The sequence below is a fragment of the Stenotrophomonas sp. pho genome (assembly GCF_006228405.1).
Taxonomy (GTDB): Bacteria; Pseudomonadota; Gammaproteobacteria; order Xanthomonadales; family Xanthomonadaceae; genus Stenotrophomonas; species Stenotrophomonas sepilia.
In genome coordinates this window covers 3698114-3719329 of record NZ_CP029759.1, presented here as the reverse complement: position 1 = coordinate 3719329, position 21216 = coordinate 3698114, and the positions used below count along the sequence as shown (strand labels likewise).

The window sequence follows — 21216 nt, the reverse complement described above, 5'->3', positions numbered from 1 at the left end:
AATCGAGTGACGCGGCGGTACTTCCAGCAGCTGTTCGCGCTGTACGCCGGTTTCGTGCAGTCGCGCTGAGGCGTAGACGCCAGCGAGGTAGAGTCGACCGTTGGTCGACTATCGCGCGAAGCGCGGGGTTTTCGGGGGCTGTACGAAAGTCAGTCGACTAACAGTCGACTCTACCCAGTCGCGGCTATACCCAGTTGATCGCCCAGTCAGCGCCGCTTGCCGCGGCGTGCAGGGGCCGGCGGCGGAGCGTCGGAACGCGGCTTGGCGTACTGCGCCCACAGCGCCGGCAGTGCCTTGCCGGTGTGCTTCTGCCACAGCGCCGGTGCATAGCGGCCGTCGCGCAGGGCCTTGTCCAGTGCCAGCACCAGGCCCGGATGTTCGGCGTCGGCCCATTTCAGGAACGCACCGGTGACACGGTAGCCGCTGTCGAAGTTCTGCCCCTTCTCGACCTTGCCCGGCAGTGCCCAGCCCGCGGCGGCATTGTCCATGCCGTAGCGGTCGCGTGCGTAGTCGGCGATGCCCTCCACCAGCCAACCCGGCACCCGTGCGTCGCCATAGCCCGGATAGCCCTGCACGATGTGCATGGCCTCATGGGTGACCAGGTCGATGTCGTTGGGGTGCTGCGCCAGCCAACCCGGGTTGATGGTGATCGTTGCGGCCTGGTCCTTGTCACCGACGAAGGCGATCCCCGTGTAGGCCGGGTCGATCACGATGCGCACCATCGACGGCGCGGCCGGGTGGAAGTCCGCACGTTCGCGCAGGTAGGCGAAGTAGAACGTATCGATCACCCGCTTTCGCTGCGGCGCGGCCAGGGCGCCACGGGCGTCCTGGTAGTTCAGCGTCACGCCGTCGCGGGTCAGCTGCGCATCAAAGGCCTGGGTCTGGCCGAAGCTGGAGAAGGAAAGGGCAACAAGGGCCAGAGGCAGCAGACGGTAGCGCATGGGGCTCATTGTACGGCGCTGGGCGCCAACAGTTCGATCTCCGCCAGCGGCAGCCGGTCCGGTGCGGCCAGGCGCAGCCGATACTCGCTGTAACGACCGGGTTTGGCGATGCGGAACGGTCGGGTCTGGCGGGCAGACTCGAAGGCTTCGCCGCTGCGCTGGTCGAGCACGATCCAGCGGCCGTTGCCGCTGCGCGCTTCCAGCGTCCATTCGCCGCCCTGGATGCGGCCGTCACCGCTGGTGAGCGTGTACATGGTCGGCACGCCGTCGCCCAGGCCGGTCAGTGCGATGGTTGCGCCGCCGCCCAGGCCGACGGTCGTGGCGGCATCGTCGTCGACCAGCGCTGGCAGGGCGCGACCATCGGCCAGCGTCGCCTTGGCGCCACTGCCGAGCAGGTCGTGCAGCAGCTGCGGGCGCTGGCCCCGCGCGGTCAGCGAGCGCGGCACATCGTCCACGCCGCTGCCCCAGCGCGACGGCTGCGGCCCCATCACGAAGTCCAGCGTCGCGCCCTTGGCGATCAGCTCGTGCGGCACCCAGGTCTTCGTCCACGGCTTGCCATTGATCTTCAGCGACTGCACGTAGACGTTCTCGCGTGAGTTGTTGGCCGCGTTCACGGTCAGCACCGCACCGCCCTGCAGTTCCACCCTCGCATGTTCGAACGCCGGTGAACCGATCACGTACTCCGGGGCGCCCATGCGCAGCGGATACAGGCCCAGCGAGGCCAGCACGTACCACGCGGAGGTCTCGCCGTTGTCCTCGTCGCCCGGATAGCCCTGGCCGATCTCGCTGCCCACATACAGCCGCGACAGGATCTCGCGCACGTGCTGCTGGGTCTTCCACGGCTGCCCGGCGTACAGGTACATCCATGGGATGTGGTGCGCCGGCTGGTTGCTGTGCGCGTACATGCCCATGCGCACATCGCGCGCTTCGGTCATCTCGTGGATGGTGCCGCCGTAGGATCCGGCAAACGCGGGGTCGGCGGTTTCCGGGGTGGAGAAGAAGGCATCCAGCTTCGCTGCCAGCTTGTCACGGCCACCATAGAGCGCGGCGAGTCCTTCGCCATCGTGGGCGGCGGTGAAGGCGAAGGTCCAGCCATTGGATTCGGTGTAGTCGTGGCCCCACACGCGCGGGTCGTAGGCCTTGGCGTCCACGCGCCACTGGCCATCGGCCTTGCGGCCCTGGAAGAAGCCGGCGGCCGGATCGAACATCGTCGCGTAGCTGGCGGCGCGATGGCGGAAGTAGTCGGCCTCGGTGCTGTAGCGCTCGCGTGCGGCCGGCGTGGTCGCGCGCTTGGCCAGAGCGTCGGCCATGTTGGCGATGCCGAAGTCATTCAGTGCGCCTTCCATCGTCCACGACATGCCTTCGTGCACGTCCGCGCTGGCGTAGCCACGGAAGGTCGAACGGTCCATGCCCTTGCGGCCGACATGGCGGTCGGGGGGACCACGGTCGCGTTCTTCAGCGCGGCGGCGTAGGCCTCGGCCGGATCGAAGCCGCCGATGCCCTTCAGCCACGCATCGGCGAAGGCCACGTCCGAACTGGTGCCGACCATCAGGTCGGCGTAGCCCGGCGACGACCAGCGTGCGATCCAGCCACCGGCACGGTACTGCTCGATGAAACCCTGCACCATCTGCCCGGCATCGTCGGGCGTGAACAGCGCATAGGCTGGCCAGGTGGTGCGGAAGGTGTCCCAGAAGCCGTTGTTGACGAATACCTTGCCATCGCGCACGCCGGTGAAGCTGCGGTTCGCGCTGCCTTCGGTGTTGTCGTCGCTGGCGCTGGCCTGGTTGGCGTAGCGCCAGTCAGGCGCGGCCGCGCTGCCGGCATTCTCGTGGCCGGAGTTGGGATACAGGTACAGCCGGTACAGGCTGGAATACAAGGTGGTCTTCTGGTCGTCAGTGGCATCGCCGATGTCGAAGCGGGCCAGGCGCGCGTCCCATGCATCCTGCGCACGGCCCGCCACGCTTTCCAGCGTGTCGGCGGCGGAGATTTCCAGCGCCAGGTTGTGACGCGCCTGTTCCACCGAGATCAGCGAGGTCGCGATGCGCATCGTCACCTGCCGGTCGCTGCCAGCATCGAACTTGATGTAACCGGTCGGGCGGCAGGTGTCGAGGCGGCCGCTGCTGCGCCACGGCTTGTCGAAGCTGGCCACCACGTACATGCGGCTGGCGCCGTTGGACAGGCCACTGCGCGTATCGGTATAGCCGCTGAGGGTCTGCGTGGCCGTGTCCAGGGTCAGGCCACCACGCGCATCGACATTGTCGAACAGCAGGTTGGCGTCGCCGCCCTCGGGGAACTCGAAGCGGAACAGCGCGGCATGGTCGGTCGGTGCGATGGCAGCAGCGATGCCATTGTCGAAGCGCACGTCGTAGCGGTAGGGGCGCGCGCTTTCATGACGGCGGTCGAACGACAGCGCGCGCTTGCGGCGGTCGGCGTCCGGCACGCCACGGCTGGCCGAGGGCATCACCTGGAAGGTCTGGCGGTCGCCCATCCACGGGCTGGGCTGGTGGCTCAGTGCCAGTGCCTGCAGCTGCGGGCGGTTCTGCGCATCGTTCTGTTCGTTCCAGCGGTACAGCCAGTTCAGTGCGCCGGCGTCGGTCACCGGGGTCCAGAAGTTGAACCCGTGCGGCACCGCCGTGGCCGGGAAATTGTTGCCGCGCGAGAAGGTGCCGTTGGCCTGGGTGCCGCGGGTGGTCAGCACCCAGTCGGAGACGCGCTGCGGCCGCTGCCGCGGTTGGGCATCCAGGCGCACGTCATCAATCCAGCCAGAGACCGGCGCGCCCTCTGCACTGGCTACCTCCAGCTCGATCGCCACCACGCGGCGGCCCTTCAGCGTGGGCACGTCGCCCAGCCGCACTGCCTTGCGGGCCCATTGTTGCGGGTACAGCGTCTTCGATTCGCCCTGCGCGCGTGCGCCGATCGCCACGCCATGCTGGTCGCGTGCCGCACCGGCCGAAACGCGGCTGCCATCGTCCAGCAGCAGGTCCAGCGATACATAGGTCGAGGCGACGGTGTCCTTGCCGACGATTTCCGGCAGCACCAGCCACGACAGCGTGGTATCGGCCTCGATGGGCAGGTCGGCCTTGAACAGTTCGCGCCGCGCGCTGCCGCCTTCGCTGCTGTAGCGCAGCGCATGCAGGCCGCTGTAGCCGGTGTTGCGCTTGGCGGCGTAGGGCGCGGCCGGTCCATTGCCGATCGTGACCTGAAGCGCACCGGTGGCCTGCGCCGGTACAGGTTCGCCCGGTTCGAACGAGGTCTGCAGCCCCTGCGCCCGCGCCGGCATCGCAGTGGTCGCACAGGCCAGGGCCAGGGCGAGCGGAAGCAGGGCGCGGCGCGGATCGGACAGGGTCATGCAAGGGTCTCCCGGAAGGGCTGGCGGCGGGCGAACCCGCATCGGCGGACACCACGGACAGCATCGCTCCGCCCGCCAGGCTGGCAGTGGAAGAGGCGATGCCGGTCCGGTGGGGGCGGGCCATGCGATCGGGTTGGGTTGGGTGGGTCGAGGTGCGACCTGGCCCGATCCTGCAACAGCCGCCGCGCGCTGGCAAGTGCCATTTAGTTCGATCCAAATGCGGGAAATATCGCTGGAGTCGATTCTGGCGAGCGAACTTGCCGGAACGACCGCGAAATCCCCGGAATCGCCGCCGCCCGGCGCGCGGTGGGGAGATGCGAGGCATCGGCGGCGGCGTGCAAAGGCCCGTTGCGGGGCAATGTCGTTGCGGCCCAGATGCTAGAATCACGGGCCTCGCAACCCGTTCACCGAATCCGCCATGAGCCATACCGCCACCGCGCCCGCCAACGCCGAGAAGCGCTACACCGTGCACCGCAGCGATCTGCCGTTGAGCTGCCCGACCCCGGAAATGGCGCTGTGGAACTCGCATCCGCGCGTGTACCTGCCGATCGAAGACGAGCCCAACGGCGAAGCGCAGTGCCCGTACTGCGGTTCCGTGTTCGTGCTGGCCGACTAAACGGCGGCCCCTTCGATGCGCCGATTGACCGTGGTGCAGTTGCTGCCGGCGCTGCACTCCGGTGGTGTCGAGCGCTCGACCCTGGAAATCGCTGCGGCCCTGGTTGCCGCCGGCCATCGCGCGCTGGTGGTGTCTGCCGGTGGCCGCCTGGTGCAGCCGCTGCTGGACAGTGGTGCCGAGCACCTCACCCTGGATATCGGCCGCAAGTCGCTGCTGACCCTGCGCCATCTGCCGACCCTGCGCCGGCTGTTTGCCGAAGTTGGTGCGGACATCGTGCATGCCCGTTCGCGGCTGCCGGCCTGGTTGGGCCTGTACGCGATCCGCGCCATGCCCGCCGCACAGCGCCCGCATTGGGTGACCACCGTGCACGGGTTGAACTCGCCCAGCCGCTACAGCGCGGTGATGACCAGTGGCGAACGCGTGATCTGCGTGTCCAACACCGTGCGCGCCTACGTGCAACGCCATTACCCGACGGTGCCGGAAGAAAAACTGCGGGTCATACCGAGAGGTGTCGACGTCAACCAGTTCCCGCGCGTGGCGCGCGCCGACCGCCGCCCGCGGCTGGCGCTGGCGGCCGACTACCCGTGGCTGGCCCAGGTCGAAGGCCCGCTGCTGCTGCTGCCGGGGCGCGGCACCCGGCTGAAGGGCCACACCCACGCGCTGCAGCTGCTGGCCGACGTGCGTGCCGCCGGCGTGCCTGCCCAGCTGTGGATGCTGGGCACCGACGAACCCGGGCGCGAGGCCTACGTGGCTGACCTGCGCCGCCAGGCCGCGGCACTGGGCGTGGCCGAGGCCGTACAGATCAGCACGCCTACCGTCCGCATCGCCCAGGCCTACGCCGCCAGCGATCTGGTGCTGCAGCTGTCAGACAAGCCGGAAGCCTTTGGCCGCACCGTGGTCGAGGCGCTGTCGGTCGGTCGCCCGGTGCTGGGCTGGGACCACGGTGGCGTCGGCGAACTGCTGCTGCAGCTGCAGCCCAGCGGTGCGGTGCCGCTCGGCGACGCGCGCGCGCTGGGTGAACGTGCGCTGGCCCTGCTGGCGCAGCCGCCGTCCCTGCCGACCCGCATCCCGTTTACCCTGCAGGCCATGCAGCGCGATACCCTCCGCCTCTATGCCGATTTCGCCGGCTGACCCCGCTGCTATCGTGCGCGACGACCGTGCCGGGCGCTGGGCGCCCTGGTGGGTGCTGGCGTACGTGGCGATGTGGCCGCTGCCGGGCATTGCCGAAACCGTGCTGGGCCTTGGCGCGGTCTATGCTGCCGCGCGCATGGTGATGCGCCGGCTGCAGCGCCGTCCGCACCTGTTGAGCACGGCGGCGTGGGCGCTGACCTCGATCCTGTTCCTCGGCTACTGGCTGCCGCAGGCGTTTTCGGCCATCGATGCGATCGACCCTTCGGCCTCGTGGACCAAGGCGGCCGCCGGACTGCGCTACCTGCCCTTCATGTGGCTGGTGGCGATCGCGGTGGCCACGCCGGAACGGCGGCGCTTGACCTTCGGTGGCCTGGCGCTGATCACCGGCGTGTGGACGCTGGACGCGCTGGTGCAGGCGCTGGCTGGCACCAGCCCGTGGTTCTGGTCGCTGGAACACCTGAAGCTGGCCGTGAGTGGCCACGCGTTGTGCCCGGCCGACGAAGCCGCACTGGCCGACCGCCTCAGCGGCGCGCTTGGGCCCTGCAATCTGAAATTCGGCCAGGTGCTGGCCAGCCTGTCACCGTTCCTGCTGCTGCCGATGGCGCAGCGTTTCGGCAATGCAGGGTGGCTGCTGGCCGCTGCAACACTGGGGTGCGTGCTGCTGCTGGCAGGTTCGCGCGCCTCGTGGATCACCTTTGTGCTGGTGCTGGCCTACAGCGGCGTGCGCCAGTTCGGCTGGAAGCGGCTGCTGCTGCTGGCCCTGGTGGCAGCGCTGGGTACGGCCGCACTGACAGCGGGCGTGCCGCAGCTGCGCGAGCGTGTCGCGCGCACGGCGCAGGCATGGAACGAAGACGGGCAGGGCGTTGACGAGGCGCTTTCGGGGCGCGCGCGCATCTGGACCGCAGCGGTGTGCATGATCGAGGAGCATCCGGTCAACGGTGTCGGTGCGCGCGGCTTCCGCGATGCGTATCCGGCCTGCGTGTCAGATGAGGGTCCCGCCGTGTGGGGTAACCAACCGGCGTTGCACGCCCACCAGATCGTGCTGGAAATCCTTGCCGAGACCGGCGTTCTGGGCCTGCTGCTGTGGTTGGCGGCGGTGGCGCAGGCCTGGCGGGCCTGGCGCTATGCCCCGGCGGCTGCGCGTGATCGCGCCCGACCGGCGATGCTGGCGCTGGCGGTTACGGTGTTCCCGCTCAATACGCACCTGGCGTTCTATTCCGCTTTCTGGGGTGGCCTGACGGTGCTGCTGGCAGCCCTGTTCGCCGGCAGCCTGCTGGCCCGCGACGCAGATGATTCCCCGCCGGTGAAGTGACCGCGCATCCGCGCATGGTAGGGATCAACCATGGAGTCGATCAGTAGATCCACGCCATGCGTGGATGAGGCTTTCCCGACCTGAACACGGTGACATCTCCACTATCGGTGCCCCGGCAGTTCGCGCACGCTGGAGGCATGGCCAGCCCCAGACTTCGCTACGGTCGGTATTCCCGATCCGGCAACGTTTATTCATTGACCACAGCAACCCTCGGCCGCGAACCGTTGTTCGCCGATGCGGCAAACGTGGCGATCCTTATCGACACCCTGCGCTTCGTAGAGCGCAAGGGCTTCAGCCACAGCCTCGCCTGGGTGGTCATGCCCGACCATCTGCACTGGCTGATGGAGCTGCGCGGAGGAACCCTGGCCGAGTGTATGGCCCTGCTCAAATCACGCAGCAGCCGACTGCTGAACCGGCGATTGGAGCGACGAGGGGCGCTGTGGCAGCACGGTTACCACGATCATGCCGTACGCAGCGATGAATCCCTTCATGAGAAGGCGATGTACATCCTGGCCAATCCGGTCCGTGCGGGCCTGGCCGGCACGTTGGGTGAGTACCCGCACGCATGGTGCCGTTGGCCGTTGTAGGTGCCGGCACCCGGATGTAGAGCATCCACGCATGGCGTGGATCTACTTCAGAATGCTCCGCGTCATCAAATTCACGCCATGCGTGGACGAAACCCTCCCGCCCCACCTTTATTTGTAGAAATCACTCCGGCCGCCGGGCTGGCGCTTGAAGCGGCGGTGGATCCACAGGTACTGGTCGGGAGCCTCGCGCACCATCGCTTCGATGGCCTGGTTGACCCGCGTGGTATCGGCTTCCACATCCTCGCTGGGGAAGTTCTCCAGCGGCGCGCCGATCTTCAGGAAGTACTTTCCGCCTTCGCGCCGGTGGAAGTACGGAATCACCGCACAGCCGGTCATGCGCGCCAGCTGATGGGTGGCGGTGATGGTCGAAGCGGTGTGGCCGAAGAATGGCACGAACACGGTGTCCTTGCCCCGCATGTCCTGGTCTGGCGCGTACCAGAGGAAGCCGCCCTTCTTCAGGTGGCGCACGGTCGCGCGGATGTCCTCGTTGGCGAACATCGCCTTGGCATAGCGCAGGCGGCCGAACTTCACCGCCCACTCGTACACCGGGTTCTTGTGCTTGCGGTACATGCCGGAAAGATCGACGTAGTCGCACAGCAGGCGGCCGCACATTTCCAGGGTCATGAAGTGGCCGGAGACCAGCAGGACGCCGCGGCCTTCGGCCTGCATCTGCCGCAGGTGTTCCAGGCCTTCGATCCGTACCTGCGGGCGGATGCTGTCGATGCTGCCCCACCAGGCGCGGATGCACTCGAACACGCCGACGCCCAGCGCATCGAAACTGTCGCGCACCAGGCGCTGCCGCCACGCCTCGTCCTTCTCGGGGAAGCACAGCTGCAGGTTGACCTCGGCGGCGCGGCGGCGGCTGCCGAGCAGGCGCCAGGTGATCCAGCCGACGCCCCGGCCCAGCGCGCGCTGCAGCATCCACGGCAGGCGGGCGATGGCGAAGGCGCCGAACATGGCGGCGAACATCGGCCAGTTGCGCGGATCGCGCAGCGACGGGCGGACGGCGGTGGAGGCATCTGACATGGGGCCATTCTACCAAGGCGGCCGCGTGTCTTTCCCGGGGGGCTCCCGTATCCTTGCCGCATGCGTAAAGACCCTGTCGAATGGATCCTGCGCGGCCTGTACTCGGTCGTGCTCTACATCCTGCTGCCGATCACCGTGTACCACCTGGTCTGGCGCGGCTTCCGGGTCCGTGAGTACTTCCGGCGCTGGGACGAACGCTACGCCTCCTATCCGCAGCCGACCGGCCAGCCACGGGTGTGGCTGCACGCGGTCTCGGTGGGCGAGGTCAATGCCGCCGCGCCGCTGGTCAACGCCCTGCGCCAGCAGCGCCCGGACATCCGCTGGGTCATCACCACCATCACTCCGACCGGCTCCGAGCGCGTGCGTGCGCTCTGGGGCGACGCGCTGGACCATGTCTACCTGCCGTACGACGTGCCGGGCAGCGTCAATCGCTTCCTCGGCCATTTCCAGCCCAGCCTGGCGCTGATCCTGGAAACCGAGTTGTGGCCGAACATGCTGTTCGGCTGCCGTGACCGTGGCGTTCCGGTCTACATCCTCAATGCCCGGTTGTCGGCGCGTTCGCTGCGCGGCTACCGGCTGCTGGCCGCATTGATCCGCCGCGCCCTGCGCACCGTCACCTGCGTGGCCGCGCAGTCGCAGGACGATGCCGAGCGCTTCGTGCAGCTGGGGGCGGAGCCCGGCCAGGTGCAGGCACTGGGCAACCTGAAGTTCGACATCACCACGCCGGACGTGCAGGGCTTCGTCGAACAGTTCCATGCACGGGTGCCGGGCGCGCGCCCGGTATGGATCGCCGCCAGTACCCATGATGGCGAAGAGCAGGCGGTGATCGACCTGCACCGCCGCCTGCGCCAGCAGCATCCGGATCTGCTGCTGCTGTGGGCACCGCGCCATCCCGAACGTTTCCCGAAGGTGGAAGCGCTGGCGCGCGAACAGGGCTGGAGCGTGGCGACCCGCCGCGTGGACCAGTGGCCGCACGCCGCCACAGACGTGTTCGTCATCGACACCCTCGGCGAGCTGATGCCGTTCTACGCCTGCGCCCAGGTCGCCTTCGTCGGCGGCAGCCTGCAGGCCATCGGTGGCCACAACCTGCTGGAGCCCGCTGCGATGGGAACCGCGGCGGTGACCGGCCCGCACCTGCACAACTTCGCGGAAATCTCCCGGCGCATGCGCGAGGCCGGTGCGCTGCTGATCGGCGAAGATGCGCAGGCGGTGGGCGACCTGCTGCAGCATCTGCTTGAAGATGCGCAGGCCCGCGAAGACATGGCGCGTGCGGGCTGCACGTTGGTCAGCAATGGCCGTGGCGCGCTGCAGCGCACGCTTGCGCTGGTCGCACCGCACCTGCCACCACCGCGCGAGTGATCCCGGCAGCGCGGCGTCGGCGGCGCTGCGCTGCGTTGTCGTGATCAACTTCATCAATTCTGCTTAGCGACGATTTTTCTGTCGTTGCTGGACCGACCCTGCCGATGGCAGCGTGCCTGCCATCACATCGTGGCGCACGCAGCACCGATTCCGATTCCGCAGGACGACGCAGGCTGCCAGCCTGCTGTCGACCGCGCTTGGGCGGATATCAAGGGAACTTGCGATGGACGGCGACAGGGGCAGGGACGGCACCGGTGGGGCGCGCTTGGGGATGGACCACCTGGCTGTGGTGGCACTGACGCTGCTGGTGGGCGGCAGCGTGATCGCGCTGGTGGGCCAGCACACGGCGGCACAGGCTGGCCCGGCCATCGTACTGAGCCTGTTGCTGGCCGCACTGGGGGCTGGCCTGGTGCTGTGCTGCCTGCAGGATCTGGTGCTGCGACTGCCGGCGGCCGATGGCCTGTACGGACTGTTGGCCGCCAGCTGGGGGCCACGGGTGGCCATCGTTCTGGGCGCGATCCTGTTGCTTGAGCTGACGGCGACCACGGCGGGCGCGGCACAGTCCATGGCCCGCCATGTACATGCCGTGCTGGCTACCGGAGGCCTCCATGCCAACGACTGGCTGCCCGTGCAGGTAGCGGCGGCCATGGGTCTGCTGATGTTGAGCGCGCTCGCGTTGCTGCCGCCGCGGGGTGTGGCTCTGGCGGCCTGTGCGCTGCTGACGGTGAAGATCGGTGTGGGGGTGTTGCTGCTGGCGCTGGCGGCGCGTCATGTGCACTACGGGCATTGGATTCCCTGGCTGCCTCCGGCGACCGCACCGTATCGCTTCGGGCTGGGGGGCGTGCTGGCGGCTGCGGTGCCGCTGCTGGGCATATTTGCCAGCGTGGGCCTGGCACTGGGCTTTCCTGCGCTGCGCCGCCAGGGCGCGATGTGGCAGCCGGCGGTGCTGGCGCTGGTCTCGTTGCTGGCGATGCTGCTGCTGATCGTGCTGGCAGCATTGCAGGCCGGGCTGGTCGAGTTTTCCGCGCTCGCCAGTACCCGGCCACTGGCGGTTGCGCTGCAGGTGCACCCCCAGCTGCAGTGGATGCTGCCATTGTTGCCCCTGGCCGGGGCAGCGGGCCTGGCCGCCCTGCAGTTGGTGCTGCTGATGCTGGCCGTCCGGTTGGCCACATCGTTGTGGCCCCGCGCAGCTGACGCGGCGGGACGATCCCGCACGCGCCTGAGCGCAATGGTGGTTGCGCTGCCGGCGGTGATGCTGGTGGTGGGGCTGCCGCAGGGCACCTTGCCGGCGCTGCCGGGTCCGGCAACGCTGGTGGTCATGGCAGCGCTGTGCCTGGCGGTGCTGCGGCGTCGGGATGACACCCGGCAAGGCGCAGCCGGCTGCGGGCTGATGATGTCGATGCTGGCCCCCTTGGCAGCCGTGCTGTGCGCGCTCGCGGCGTTGGAACGCCTGCGCGCATGGCCGGGCTGACGGTTCGTGGGGCCACGCCGGGGCGCGCGCGTGTGGATGCAGCATCTGCAAAAAAGCCACCCTCGCGGGTGGCTTTTTCGTTGCAGGGGCGACGACTCAGTGCGTGGTCGTGGCCGGGTTGCCCGCGTCCTGGGTCAGCAGCCGATTGACGTCCTGCAGTTCGGCCACGTCCAGCGCACCCAGCGACTGGCTCAGCAGCAGGCGGTTCTGCAGGAAGGTGTAGCGGGCCTGGGCATAGTCCAGCTGTGCCGAGAACAGGATGCGCTGGTTCTGGATCACATCCAGCACGGTACGGGTACCGACTTCCAGGCCGACCTGCGAAGCGTCGTACGCGCTCTGCGCCGAGACCACCGCCAGGCGGCGGGCTTCCACTTCGCTGATGCCCTGAACCAGGGTCTGGTAGGCATTGCGGGTATTGCGATCCAGGGCACGCTTCTGCTGCTCGTAGCCGTCCTGGGCGATGTCACGCTGCGCCAGCGCCTGGCGCACGCCGGACTGGGTGGCACCACCGGAGAAGATCGGCACGCTCAGGGTCAGGCCGATGCTGTTGGTGCGCGCATCCGGCGACAGCGAGCCGGCACCGGTGCTGTCGCCCCAGGTGGCGCTCTTGCCCCAGCTGCCGCCCAGCGACAGGGTCGGGTAATGACCACCACGGGCAGCCTGCACGCCGGCTTCGGCGGCACTGACCTTCAGCTCCTGCGCCTTCAGCGCCGGATTCTGGGTGGTGGCCTGCTGCACCAGCTCGTCGATGTTGCCGCGGTTGGCCGGCACTTCCGGGCGGAAGTCCGCCGGCAGGCCACGCAGGTTGGTCACCGGCTGGCCGGTCAGTTCGGTCAGGGCCTGGTAGTTATCGGCCAGGGTGTTCTGCGCGATGATGGTGTTGGCGCGCGCCTGGTCGTACTGGGCGCGTGCTTCGTGCACGTCGGTGATCGGCGCCAGGCCCACTTCCAGGCGCTTGTCGGCGAAGTCGAACTGTTTCTTCGCGGCCGCTTCATTGGTCTGTGCGGCGTTCAGCGATTCGATCGCCACCAGCACATTGAAGTAGGCCGCCGAGGTGCGCACGATCAGGTTGTCGTTGGCCGATTCGAGGGTGAAGTCCGCCGCCTTGCTCAGCTCACGCTGCGAGCGCAGGTTGTTGATCTGGGTCCAGTTGAACAGCGTCTGGCTGCCGTCGATCGTGTAGGTGCGGCGCTTGTTGGTGAACGAGCCGGAGTTGGCGTCGGCGTTCGGCTCGCTGCGCGTGCGGTTCAGCGCGGCCTGGCCGTTGATCTGCGGCAGCAGGGCGGCACGCGCCTGCACGGCGCCTTCCTTGTCGTACAGCCGGGTCGATTCGGCGGCCGACAGCTGCGGATCGCCGTTGCGGGCCATTTCGTAGACCTGCAGCAGGTCGGCGGCATGGGCGGACAACGGCAGCAGGGCAGTGGCCAGCGCAACAGCGAGGGATCGGCGGATCATTGCGGCTTCCTTGGACTCAGAGGTGGAACTGGGGGGCCGGGGCGGCACCACGCAGGTAATCGATATCGGTCTCGAACAGGGACTCGGAGCTACCGTCGGCCTTGACCAGCAGGGCCTCCATCGCCGGCGAGCGGCCGTGGATCACGAACAGGCGGCCACCCGGACGCAGCCACGAGGCGAACTGTGACGGCACCACGTCGACCGCACCAGTGACACAGATCACGTCAAAGCGGCGTTCGGTCTGCCAGGACAGGGCATCGGCCACTTCCACGCGGACGTTGCTGCCCAGGCCGGAGGCGTCCAGGCGGGCACGCGCAGCGGCGGCCAGCTCCGGGTCGATTTCCAAGCTCAGCACATCGCGCGCCAGCGCGCCGATGCAGGCCGACAGGAAGCCGCTGCCCGTGCCGATTTCCAGCACTTCGTCACCCGGCTGCAGGTCCAGTGCCTGCAGGGTACGGCCCTCGATGACCGGCTTCATCATCTTCTGGCCGTGGCCGATCGGCAGTTCGACATCGGCGTAGGCCAGTGCCCGGTGCGCGTCGGCGACAAAGGCCTCGCGCGGCAGGCGGGCCAGGACGTCGAGCACCTTGATGTCCAGCACGTCCCAGGGACGGATCTGCTGTTCCACCATCAGTTCGCGGGCGTGGGCGTAATCAATCGTCATGAGGTTCAAATCCAGCGCAGTGGGCCGGCCATTTTACCGGTGCCGGAGGCCGGCGGCGCGCCCAGAGCATCAGCTGCCGGGGGCCGGGGTCGCAGTGCCGGAAGTCATCGCGACCTCCGGTTCGTTCAGTTTTGGTTATTCAGCCGTTCCGGCCCCTCGCGGCGCGTAGGCGCGCAGGAAGAAGTCGATGCTGGCGGTCACGTGGGCAAGAGGGTCGCATTCCACGGGTGACAGTGGCATGCCGCACATCATATGCATGTGCACTTCGCCCTTGACCAGGGTCAGGAACTGCTCGCCGGCCAGAGCACAGTCGGGGATATCCAGTTCGCCACGTTCGGCGCGGGCACGCAGGAAATCGGCCAGGGCCTCGCAGGTACGCTCGGGGCCGGCTTTCCAGAACAGCGCGCGCAGGCGTTCGTCGGTCTCCGGCGCCATCATCATGCGCTGGATCGAGATCGCCGCGTCGGAGGTGATCAGCTCGAAGAAGGCCAGGCCGATACCGATCAGCTGGTCGCGCAGCGGGCCGTCCGCGTCGGCTACGAACAGCGCGTCGGGCAGCATTTCAATGCACTTTGACTGCACCGCCTCGGAGAACAGCGTCTCCTTGTCGCCGAAGTGGCTGTACACAGTCAGCTTCGAGACGCCGGCCTGAGCGGCGATGGTGTCCATGCTCACGCCGGTATAGCCCTGTTCGATGAACAGTGCCTTGGCTGCTTCAAGGATCGCCGCGCGCTTGCCGAGGTCCTTGGGGCGCCCGGGTCCGGCGGCCTTGGCAGCGGGCTTGGCCGACGGCTTGCGGGAAATGTGGGAACTCATCGCGACAATACTAGACCAAGCGGTTCGATATTTATACTATACCGGCCGGTTTATTAAATTGGGCCGGCAGTCGCGGCTCCTCCCTTAGTTGCAACCCTGCGTTTTCAGGACGTTGACCGATGAAGATCGTGCGCTGGATGGGCGGTATGGTGTGGATGGCTGCGCTGGCAGCCTGTTCGGGGCAGGAACAGGCGCCACCGGCGGCCGTACCGGTGCTGGTGGTTCACCCCGGCGAGCAGGCCGGGCAGGCGCCGGCGGCGTTCCCGGGCACGGTGCGTGCGCGACAGGAAAGCCCGCTGTCGTTCCGCGTTGGCGGCAACCTGGTCAAGCGCCACGTCGATGCCGGGCAACGGGTGAAGAAGGGCGACGTGCTGGCCGAGCTGGACGTGGCCGACTTCGCGCTGCAGGCCCGTGCCTCGCAGGCGCAGCTGGCGGCAGCCGAAGCCGATCTGGTGCGCGCCCGCGATGACCTCAAGCGTTACCAGGTGCTGGCCGACCAGCAGCTGGTCAGCCGCTCGCAGCTGGACCAGCAGTCCGCCGCGTTCAAGGCCGCGCAGGGCCAGGCCAACGCCGCCCGCGCCAACCTCGATGTGCTCCGCAACCAGGCCGGCTACGCACAGCTGCGTGCGCCGGCCGACGGTGTGATCGCCAGCCGCGAGGCCGAGGCCGGGCAGGTAGTGTCCGCCGGGCAGACCATCTTCAACCTGGCCGCCGACGGTGGCCGCGAAGTGCTGATCGACCTGCCCGAGGCCACCATCCGCGACTATGCTGTGGGCCAACCGGTCGAGGTGGAGTTGTGGAATCGCCCCGGCCAGCGCCTGCCGGGCACGATCCGGGAGATCGCCGCCGCTGCCGATCCGCAGGCACGTACCTATGCGACCCGGGTCAGCCTGCCCGCCGATGCGCTGGCCGACGTCGAACTGGGCCAGAGTGCACGCGTCTACAGCAGCGCCGGTCGCCACGGTACCCTGCAGCTGCCGCTGGGCGCGCTGCAGCGTGGTGCCAACGGTGCCGCCAGCGTATGGGTGGTCGATCCGGGCAACAGCACGCTGAAGGCCGCAACGGTTACCACCGGTGCGTTTGGCAGCGAGACGGTACCGGTACTGTCGGGCGTGAGCGGGGGCGACTGGGTAGTTGCTGCGGGTGGCCACCTGCTGCGGGCCGGCCAGCCGGTGATCGCCGTGGACCGGCAGAACCGTCCCGTGCTGAAGCCGGCTACGCCGGCCGCTGCCGCCAAGGCCAGGGAGTAAGCCGGTGCGCCGCTTCAATCTTTCCGAGTGGGCGTTGTCCAACCGCCCGCTGGTGCTGTTTGCGATGCTGGCTTTCGCGCTGATCGGCGCATGGTCGTACAAGCATCTGGGCCAGTCCGAGGACCCGCCGTTCACCTTCAAGGCGATGGTGGTGCGCACATTGTGGCCGGGGGCGACCGCCGAGCAGGTCTCGCGGCAGGTGACCGAGCCGCTTGAGAAGGCGCTGATGAATACCGGCGAGTACGAGTTCATCCGCTCGTACTCGCGCCCGGGCGAATCGCAGATCATCTTCATGGCGCGCGACAGCCTGCGTTCCAGGCAGATCCCGGACCTGTGGTACCAGGTGCGCAAGCGCGTGGGCGACATCCGCCCGACGCTGCCGCGCGAGATCGTCGGTCCGTTCTTCAACGATGAGTTCGGCGACACCTACGGCAACATCTATGCGTTGACCGGCAAGGGCTTCGACTACGCGGTGATGCGCGACTACGCCGACCGCATCCAGCTGGAACTGCAGCGGGTGCCCGACGTCGGCAAGATCGACCTGGTCGGCCTGCAGGACGAGAAGGTGTGGATCGAACTGTCCAACACCCGGCTGGCCACGCTGGGCGTGTCGATGCAGCAGGTGCAGCAGGCGCTGGCCGACCAGAACGCAGTGACCGGCACCAGCTTCTTCGAGACCGCCACCGATCGCGTGCAGCTGCGGGTGACCGGCCAGTTCAACGACATCGAAGCGATCCGCCAGTTCCCGATCCGCGCCGGCGACCGCACCGTGCACCTGGGCGACATCGCCGAGGTCAAGCGTGGCTTCGCCGATCCGGCGTCGCCGAAGATGCGCTTCATGGGCGAAGAGGCGATCGGCCTGGCGGTGGCGATGAAGGATGGCGGTGACATCCTCAAGCTCGGCGCCAACCTCGATGCCGAGTTCGAACGCCTGCAGAAGACCCTGCCGGCCGGCATGCAGCTGCGCAAGGTGTCCGACCAGCCGCAATCGGTGGAAGAGTCGGTCGGCGAGTTCGTGCAGGTGCTGACCGAGGCGGTGGTGATCGTGCTGCTGGTCAGCTTCTTCTCGCTGGGCCTGCGCACCGGCCTGGTGGTGGGCGTGACCATCCCGCTGGTGCTGGCGATGACCTTCTTTGTCATGCACTACTTCGACATCGGCCTGCACAAGATCTCGCTGGGTGCATTGGTGCTGGCGCTGGGACTGCTGGTGGACGATGCGATCATCGCGGTGGAGATGATGGCCACCAAGATGGAGCAGGGCTACGACCGCCTGCGCGCCGCCAGTTTCGCCTGGGAGTCGACCGCGTTCCCGATGCTGACCGGCACCCTGATCACCGCGGCCGGCTTCCTGCCCATTGCCACTGCGGCATCGAGTACCGGTGAATACACCCGCTCGCTGTTCCAGGTGGTGACCATCGCGCTGGTGGTGTCGTGGATCGCAGCGGTGCTGTTCATCCCTTACCTGGGCGACAAGATGCTGCCGGACCTGTTCAATCCGCAGCCGCCGAAGCCGGGCAGCCTGTCAGCGCGCTGGCACGCCAAGCGCCAGCAGTGGGCCGACCGCTATCCGGCGCTGGCCAATCTGATCGCGCCGCCGCAGCACGGGCACGACCACGATCCGTACCAGCGCCCGTTCTATCGTAGTTTCCGTCGCTTCCTCGATACCTGCCTGCGGCATCGCTGGTGGGTGATCGCGGCGACCATCGGCCTGTTCGTGTTCTCGCTGATGATGTTCCGCTTCGTGCCGCAGCAGTTCTTCCCGGACTCGACCCGGCCGGAACTGATGGTGGACATCGAGCTGGCCGAGGGCGCCTCGCTGCGCTCGACCCAGGCCCAGGCCGAGAAGCTTGAGAAGCTGCTGTCCAGCCGCGAGGGCATTGCCAACTACGTGTCCTATGTGGGCACCGGTTCGCCGCGCTTCTACCTGCCGCTGGACCAGCAGCTGCCGGCGACCAACTTCGCCCAGTTCGTGGTGCTGGCCAAGGACATCACTTCACGCGAAAGCACCCGCGACTGGCTGCTGCACGAGGTGATCCCGAAGTTCCCGGACGTGCAGATGCGCGTGACCCGCCTGGAGAACGGCCCGCCGGTCGGCTATCCGGTGCAGATGCGCATCTCCGGCGAGCACGTCGAGAAGGTGCAGGCGATCGCGCGGCAGGTCGAGGCCAAGGTGCGGGAGAACCCGCACGTGATGAACGTCAACCTGGACTGGAGCGAGCCGAGCAAGGTGGTGCGCCTGGTGGTCGACCAGGAGCGCGCCCGCGCGCTGGGCGTGAGCAGCGCCCAGGTCAGCCAGTTCCTGTCCAGTTCGTTGGCCGGGCAATCGGTAAGCGTGTATCGCGAGGGCAATCGCCAGATCGAGATGCTGCTGCGCGGGCCGGCCAATGAGCGCAATCAACTGGAGCTGCTGTCCAGCCTGTCGATGCCCACCGCCAACGGTGGCAGCATCACGCTGTCGCAGGTGGCGACGATGGAGTACGGCTTCGAGGACGGCATCATCTGGCACCGCAACCGGTTGCCGACGGTGACCGTGCGCGCCGACATCAGTGATGGCATGCAGGCGCTGGACGTGGTGCATCAGATCCTGCCCACACTGGACGGCATCCGTGCCGAGCTGCCCAGTGGTTACCTGCTGGAAACCGGCGGTACCGTGGAGGATTCGGCGCGTGGCCAGAACTCGATCAAGGCCGGCATGCCGCTGTTCCTGGTGGTGGTGGCCACGCTGCTGATGCTGCAGCTGCGCAGCTTCTCGCGTGCAGCGATGGTGCTGGTGACCGCGCCGCTGGGCATCATCGGCGCGACCCTGTTCCTGCTGCTGTTCCGGGCGCCGTTCGGCTTCGTGGCGCTGCTGGGCACGATCGCGCTGGCCGGCATGATCATGCGCAACTCGGTGATCCTGATCGACCAGATCCAGCAGGACATCGATGCCGGGCATGACCGTTGGCATTCGATCATCGACGCCACGGTGCGCCGCTTCCGCCCGATCGTGCTGACCGCACTGGCAGCCGTGCTGGCGATGATTCCGCTGTCGCGCAGCGCGTTCTACGGCTCGATGGCGATCTCGATCATGGGCGGCCTGATCGTCGGTACGGTGCTGACCCTGGTGTTCCTGCCGGCATTGTACGCGGCGTGGTTCCGGGTGAAGCCCGATGAATCCGGGGCGTGATGCCGACCGGGGTCGGATCCCTTTCCCTCGGGGAAAGGGCTCTGACCCCACCCATGCCGGTTGCTCCCTTCCCAGGTAGGTGCCAACCTTGGTTGGCACGGATGCATGCATCCACGCATGGCGTGGATCTACCGTAGCTGCAGACCGATCCGTAGCACCGGCAGCAACCATTCGATGAACACCTGCACGCGCAGCGCACGGTGCTGCCGATGCGGCTGCAGCAGGGTGACCGGCAATGGCTGTGCGACGTGCTGTGGCATCACTTCCACCAGCGCGCCGGATTGCAGCTCGGCCTGTACGTCGTAGCGCGGAATCTGCAAAAGACCCAACCCCGCCACACAGCACGCAATCGATGCCTCGGCGCTGTTCACACGCACCCAGCCAGGCATCGGCAGCGTGCGCAGTTGGCCGCCGTCCTGCCACTCCCACGGTTCCACCCGTGCCGTGGTCGGCGACGCGTAGTTCACCGCGCGATGCTGCGGCAGGTCGGCAGGATGCTGCGGCACGCCGTGTTCGCGCAGGTAAGCCGGCGCCGCAACGTTGGCAAAGTCCAGTTGGCCCAGCGTGCGCGCCACCAGGCTGGAGTCGCCCAGCTGGCCGACCCGCAACACTGCATCGCAACCGTCCTCGATCAGGTTCACCGCGCGGTCGCTCATGCCCAGGTCCACTTCCACCTGCGGGTAGCGGGCGAAGAAGTCGGGCAGCGCCGGTGCGATGATGCGGCGGCCGATGCGGCTGGGTACGTCGATCTTCAGCAGCCCCGACGGCTGGGCGTCGACCTGGAGGAACAGCGATTCGGCGTCCTCGACCTCGGCGATCAGGCGCAGGCAGCGGGCATGGAACACGTCGCCGTCGTGGGTGGTGGACACCCGCCGGGTCGAGCGCTGCAGCAGGCGGGTGCCGAGCCGCTGCTCCAGCTCCGCAATGGCTGCCGAGACAGTGGAGCGGGGCAGGCCGAGCTGGTCGGCGGCGCGGGTGAAGCTCGCGCACTCCACGACCCGGGTGAAGATGCGGAAGCGATCGATCCGGTCCATTGTTCGCTGACTCTGGAAAGTTAAGTCAATGTGGCGGGCTTTATCCGCTTTTTCTGCACGATATCGTCGTCAGGGCAGGGTTGCCACCCCGGGCAGCCCCCTCCCGAGACCGAAGCCATGACCGAGCATTCCCTCAAGGGCAAGACCGTGCTGATCGCCGGTGGCGCTAAGAACCTGGGCGGCCTGATCGCCCGCGACTTCGCCGCACAGGGCGCCAAAGCCATCGTCATCCACTACAACAGTGCCGCTACCCAGGCCGATGCAGAAGCGACTGTAGCCACGGTGCAGGCCGCCGGCAGCAAGGCGGTGGCCCTGCAGGGCGACCTGACGTCGGCGGCAGCGATGGAGCGCTTGTTCGTCGATGCCGTGGCCGCAGTCGGCCGTCCTGACATCGCCATCAATACGGTGGGAAAGGTACTCAAGAAGCCGCTGCTGGACATCAGCGAGGCGGAGTACGACGAGATGAGCGCGGTCAATGCCAAGGCCGCGTTCTTCTTCCTGAAGGAGGCAGGTCGCCACGTCAATGACGGTGGCCGCATCTGCACCCTGGTCACCTCGCTGCTGGGTGCGTTCACGCCGTTCTATTCCAGCTATGCCGGCACCAAGGCGCCGGTCGAGCATTTCACCCGTGCGGCGTCGAAGGAGTTCGGCGAGCGCGGCATCTCGGTGACCGCGATCGGTCCCGGTCCGATGGACACGCCGTTCTTCTATCCGGCCGAGAGCGCCGATGCGCAGGCGTATCACAAGACTGCGGCGGCGTTGTCGGCGTTCACCCGCACCGGGCTGACCGACATCGCCGATATCGTGCCGTGGATCCGCTTCCTGGTGACCGATGGCTGGTGGATGACCGGGCAGACGATTCTGGTCAATGGTGGGTACACCACCAAGTAAGCAAAGCCATGCATGGCGTGGCCCTACCGCGCGGGAACCGAATCATCCACGCATGGCGTGGATCTACCGCTGTGGTAGGTGCCAACCTTGGTTGGCACGGAGTCGGGCAGTGGCCACGGGCCACCTGTAGAGCCGTGCCATGCTCGAC

General features: G+C 67.7%; 15 protein-coding genes and 1 pseudogene. 9 read left to right on the top strand and 7 right to left on the bottom strand.

Annotation, left to right across the window (positions count from 1 at the left end; all coding sequences use genetic code 11):
• Nucleotides 1-206 precede the first annotated feature (206 nt).
• Both DL544_RS17330 and DL544_RS17325 read right to left on the bottom strand, forming a co-directional pair.
• Complete coding sequence (locus DL544_RS17330) at nucleotides 207-950, bottom strand: basic secretory protein-like protein (protein WP_032954509.1); 744 nt, start codon at nucleotides 948-950, stop codon at nucleotides 207-209.
• Nucleotides 947-4221: pseudogene (locus DL544_RS17325) on the bottom strand (GH92 family glycosyl hydrolase). The gene DL544_RS17330 and the pseudogene DL544_RS17325 overlap by 4 nt, the downstream one beginning before the upstream one ends.
• A gap of 487 nt (nucleotides 4222-4708) precedes the next feature.
• Between DL544_RS17325 and DL544_RS17320 the strand changes: the two are divergent.
• From DL544_RS17320 to DL544_RS17305, 4 genes are all read left to right on the top strand, one after another.
• A complete protein-coding gene (locus DL544_RS17320; protein WP_005410967.1) occupies nucleotides 4709-4906 on the top strand; it encodes a zinc-finger domain-containing protein in 198 nt (65 codons plus the stop codon).
• 15 nt (nucleotides 4907-4921) lie between these two features.
• Nucleotides 4922-6037, top strand: coding sequence for a glycosyltransferase (locus DL544_RS17315; RefSeq protein ID WP_139727636.1), 1116 nt, complete (start codon nucleotides 4922-4924; stop codon nucleotides 6035-6037).
• Entirely contained in the window at nucleotides 6018-7349 is a 1332-nt protein-coding gene (locus DL544_RS17310; protein ID WP_065185356.1) for an O-antigen ligase family protein, read from the top strand. Before DL544_RS17315 ends, DL544_RS17310 begins: the two co-directional genes overlap by 20 nt.
• Before the next feature lie 137 nt (nucleotides 7350-7486).
• Nucleotides 7487-7936, top strand: coding sequence for an REP-associated tyrosine transposase (locus DL544_RS17305; protein ID WP_032954504.1), 450 nt, complete (start codon nucleotides 7487-7489; stop codon nucleotides 7934-7936).
• A gap of 108 nt (nucleotides 7937-8044) precedes the next feature.
• Here DL544_RS17305 and DL544_RS17300 read toward each other — a convergent pair whose 3' ends face one another.
• Nucleotides 8045-8962 carry an LpxL/LpxP family Kdo(2)-lipid IV(A) lauroyl/palmitoleoyl acyltransferase gene (locus DL544_RS17300; RefSeq protein WP_005419134.1) on the bottom strand — a complete coding sequence of 306 codons (918 nt, stop codon included), beginning with the start codon at nucleotides 8960-8962 and terminating at the stop codon, nucleotides 8045-8047.
• A 60-nt stretch (nucleotides 8963-9022) separates the two neighbouring features.
• Between DL544_RS17300 and waaA the strand changes: the two genes are divergently transcribed.
• Together waaA and DL544_RS17290 are read left to right on the top strand one after the other, a co-directional pair.
• Nucleotides 9023-10321: a lipid IV(A) 3-deoxy-D-manno-octulosonic acid transferase gene (gene waaA / locus DL544_RS17295; protein WP_065178339.1), complete on the top strand. Its 1299-nt coding sequence runs from the start codon at nucleotides 9023-9025 to the stop codon at nucleotides 10319-10321.
• Between the two features lie 271 nt (nucleotides 10322-10592).
• Nucleotides 10593-11792: an APC family permease gene (locus tag DL544_RS17290; protein ID WP_479692422.1), complete on the top strand. Its 1200-nt coding sequence runs from the start codon at nucleotides 10593-10595 to the stop codon at nucleotides 11790-11792.
• A gap of 96 nt (nucleotides 11793-11888) precedes the next feature.
• Here the strand turns inward: DL544_RS17290 and DL544_RS17285 are convergent, their stop codons facing one another.
• The 3 genes from DL544_RS17285 to DL544_RS17275 all read right to left on the bottom strand — a co-directional run bounded on the left by DL544_RS17285 (nucleotide 11889) and on the right by DL544_RS17275 (nucleotide 14727).
• Nucleotides 11889-13247: a TolC family outer membrane protein gene (locus DL544_RS17285; RefSeq protein ID WP_005419128.1), complete on the bottom strand. Its 1359-nt coding sequence runs from the start codon at nucleotides 13245-13247 to the stop codon at nucleotides 11889-11891.
• 16 nt (nucleotides 13248-13263) lie between these two features.
• Entirely contained in the window at nucleotides 13264-13911 is a 648-nt protein-coding gene (locus tag DL544_RS17280; protein WP_049416694.1) for a protein-L-isoaspartate O-methyltransferase family protein, read from the bottom strand.
• Between the two features lie 135 nt (nucleotides 13912-14046).
• The gene (locus tag DL544_RS17275; protein WP_005419125.1) at nucleotides 14047-14727 is read right to left on the bottom strand and encodes a TetR/AcrR family transcriptional regulator; all 681 of its coding nucleotides are present in this window, start codon (nucleotides 14725-14727) and stop codon (nucleotides 14047-14049) included.
• A 119-nt stretch (nucleotides 14728-14846) separates the two neighbouring features.
• Between DL544_RS17275 and DL544_RS17270 the strand changes: the two genes are divergently transcribed.
• Nucleotides 14847-15977, top strand: a complete 1131-nt coding sequence (locus DL544_RS17270; protein WP_065185352.1) for an efflux RND transporter periplasmic adaptor subunit — start codon at nucleotides 14847-14849, stop codon at nucleotides 15975-15977.
• A 4-nt stretch (nucleotides 15978-15981) separates the two neighbouring features.
• Complete coding sequence (locus tag DL544_RS17265) at nucleotides 15982-19143, top strand: efflux RND transporter permease subunit (protein ID WP_139727632.1); 3162 nt, start codon at nucleotides 15982-15984, stop codon at nucleotides 19141-19143.
• A 128-nt stretch (nucleotides 19144-19271) separates the two neighbouring features.
• Here DL544_RS17265 and DL544_RS17260 read toward each other — a convergent pair whose 3' ends face one another.
• Entirely contained in the window at nucleotides 19272-20177 is a 906-nt protein-coding gene (locus DL544_RS17260; RefSeq protein WP_139727630.1) for a LysR family transcriptional regulator, read from the bottom strand.
• Nucleotides 20178-20294: 117 nt separating this feature from the next.
• On the opposite strand from DL544_RS17260, the gene DL544_RS17255 reads away from it, so the two are divergent.
• The gene (locus DL544_RS17255; protein WP_065178342.1) at nucleotides 20295-21068 is read left to right on the top strand and encodes an SDR family oxidoreductase; all 774 of its coding nucleotides are present in this window, start codon (nucleotides 20295-20297) and stop codon (nucleotides 21066-21068) included.
• Nucleotides 21069-21216 lie beyond the last annotated feature (148 nt).

Excerpts from the sequence above, each read along its gene's own strand:
- DL544_RS17330 (WP_032954509.1), bottom strand. The coding sequence starts at position 950 with ATGAGCCCCATGCGCTACCGTCTGCTGCCTCTGGCCCTTGTTGCCCTT.
- DL544_RS17320 (WP_005410967.1), top strand. The coding sequence starts at position 4,709 with ATGAGCCATACCGCCACCGCGCCCGCCAACGCCGAGAAGCGCTACACC.
- DL544_RS17315 (WP_139727636.1), top strand. The coding sequence starts at position 4,922 with ATGCGCCGATTGACCGTGGTGCAGTTGCTGCCGGCGCTGCACTCCGGT.
- DL544_RS17310 (WP_065185356.1), top strand. The coding sequence starts at position 6,018 with ATGCCGATTTCGCCGGCTGACCCCGCTGCTATCGTGCGCGACGACCGT.
- DL544_RS17305 (WP_032954504.1), top strand. The coding sequence starts at position 7,487 with ATGGCCAGCCCCAGACTTCGCTACGGTCGGTATTCCCGATCCGGCAAC.
- DL544_RS17300 (WP_005419134.1), bottom strand. The coding sequence starts at position 8,962 with ATGTCAGATGCCTCCACCGCCGTCCGCCCGTCGCTGCGCGATCCGCGC.
- waaA (WP_065178339.1), top strand. The coding sequence starts at position 9,023 with ATGCGTAAAGACCCTGTCGAATGGATCCTGCGCGGCCTGTACTCGGTC.
- DL544_RS17290 (WP_479692422.1), top strand. The coding sequence starts at position 10,593 with ATGGACCACCTGGCTGTGGTGGCACTGACGCTGCTGGTGGGCGGCAGC.
- DL544_RS17285 (WP_005419128.1), bottom strand. The coding sequence starts at position 13,247 with ATGATCCGCCGATCCCTCGCTGTTGCGCTGGCCACTGCCCTGCTGCCG.
- DL544_RS17280 (WP_049416694.1), bottom strand. The coding sequence starts at position 13,911 with ATGACGATTGATTACGCCCACGCCCGCGAACTGATGGTGGAACAGCAG.
- DL544_RS17275 (WP_005419125.1), bottom strand. The coding sequence starts at position 14,727 with ATGAGTTCCCACATTTCCCGCAAGCCGTCGGCCAAGCCCGCTGCCAAG.
- DL544_RS17270 (WP_065185352.1), top strand. The coding sequence starts at position 14,847 with ATGAAGATCGTGCGCTGGATGGGCGGTATGGTGTGGATGGCTGCGCTG.
- DL544_RS17260 (WP_139727630.1), bottom strand. The coding sequence starts at position 20,177 with ATGGACCGGATCGATCGCTTCCGCATCTTCACCCGGGTCGTGGAGTGC.
- DL544_RS17255 (WP_065178342.1), top strand. The coding sequence starts at position 20,295 with ATGACCGAGCATTCCCTCAAGGGCAAGACCGTGCTGATCGCCGGTGGC.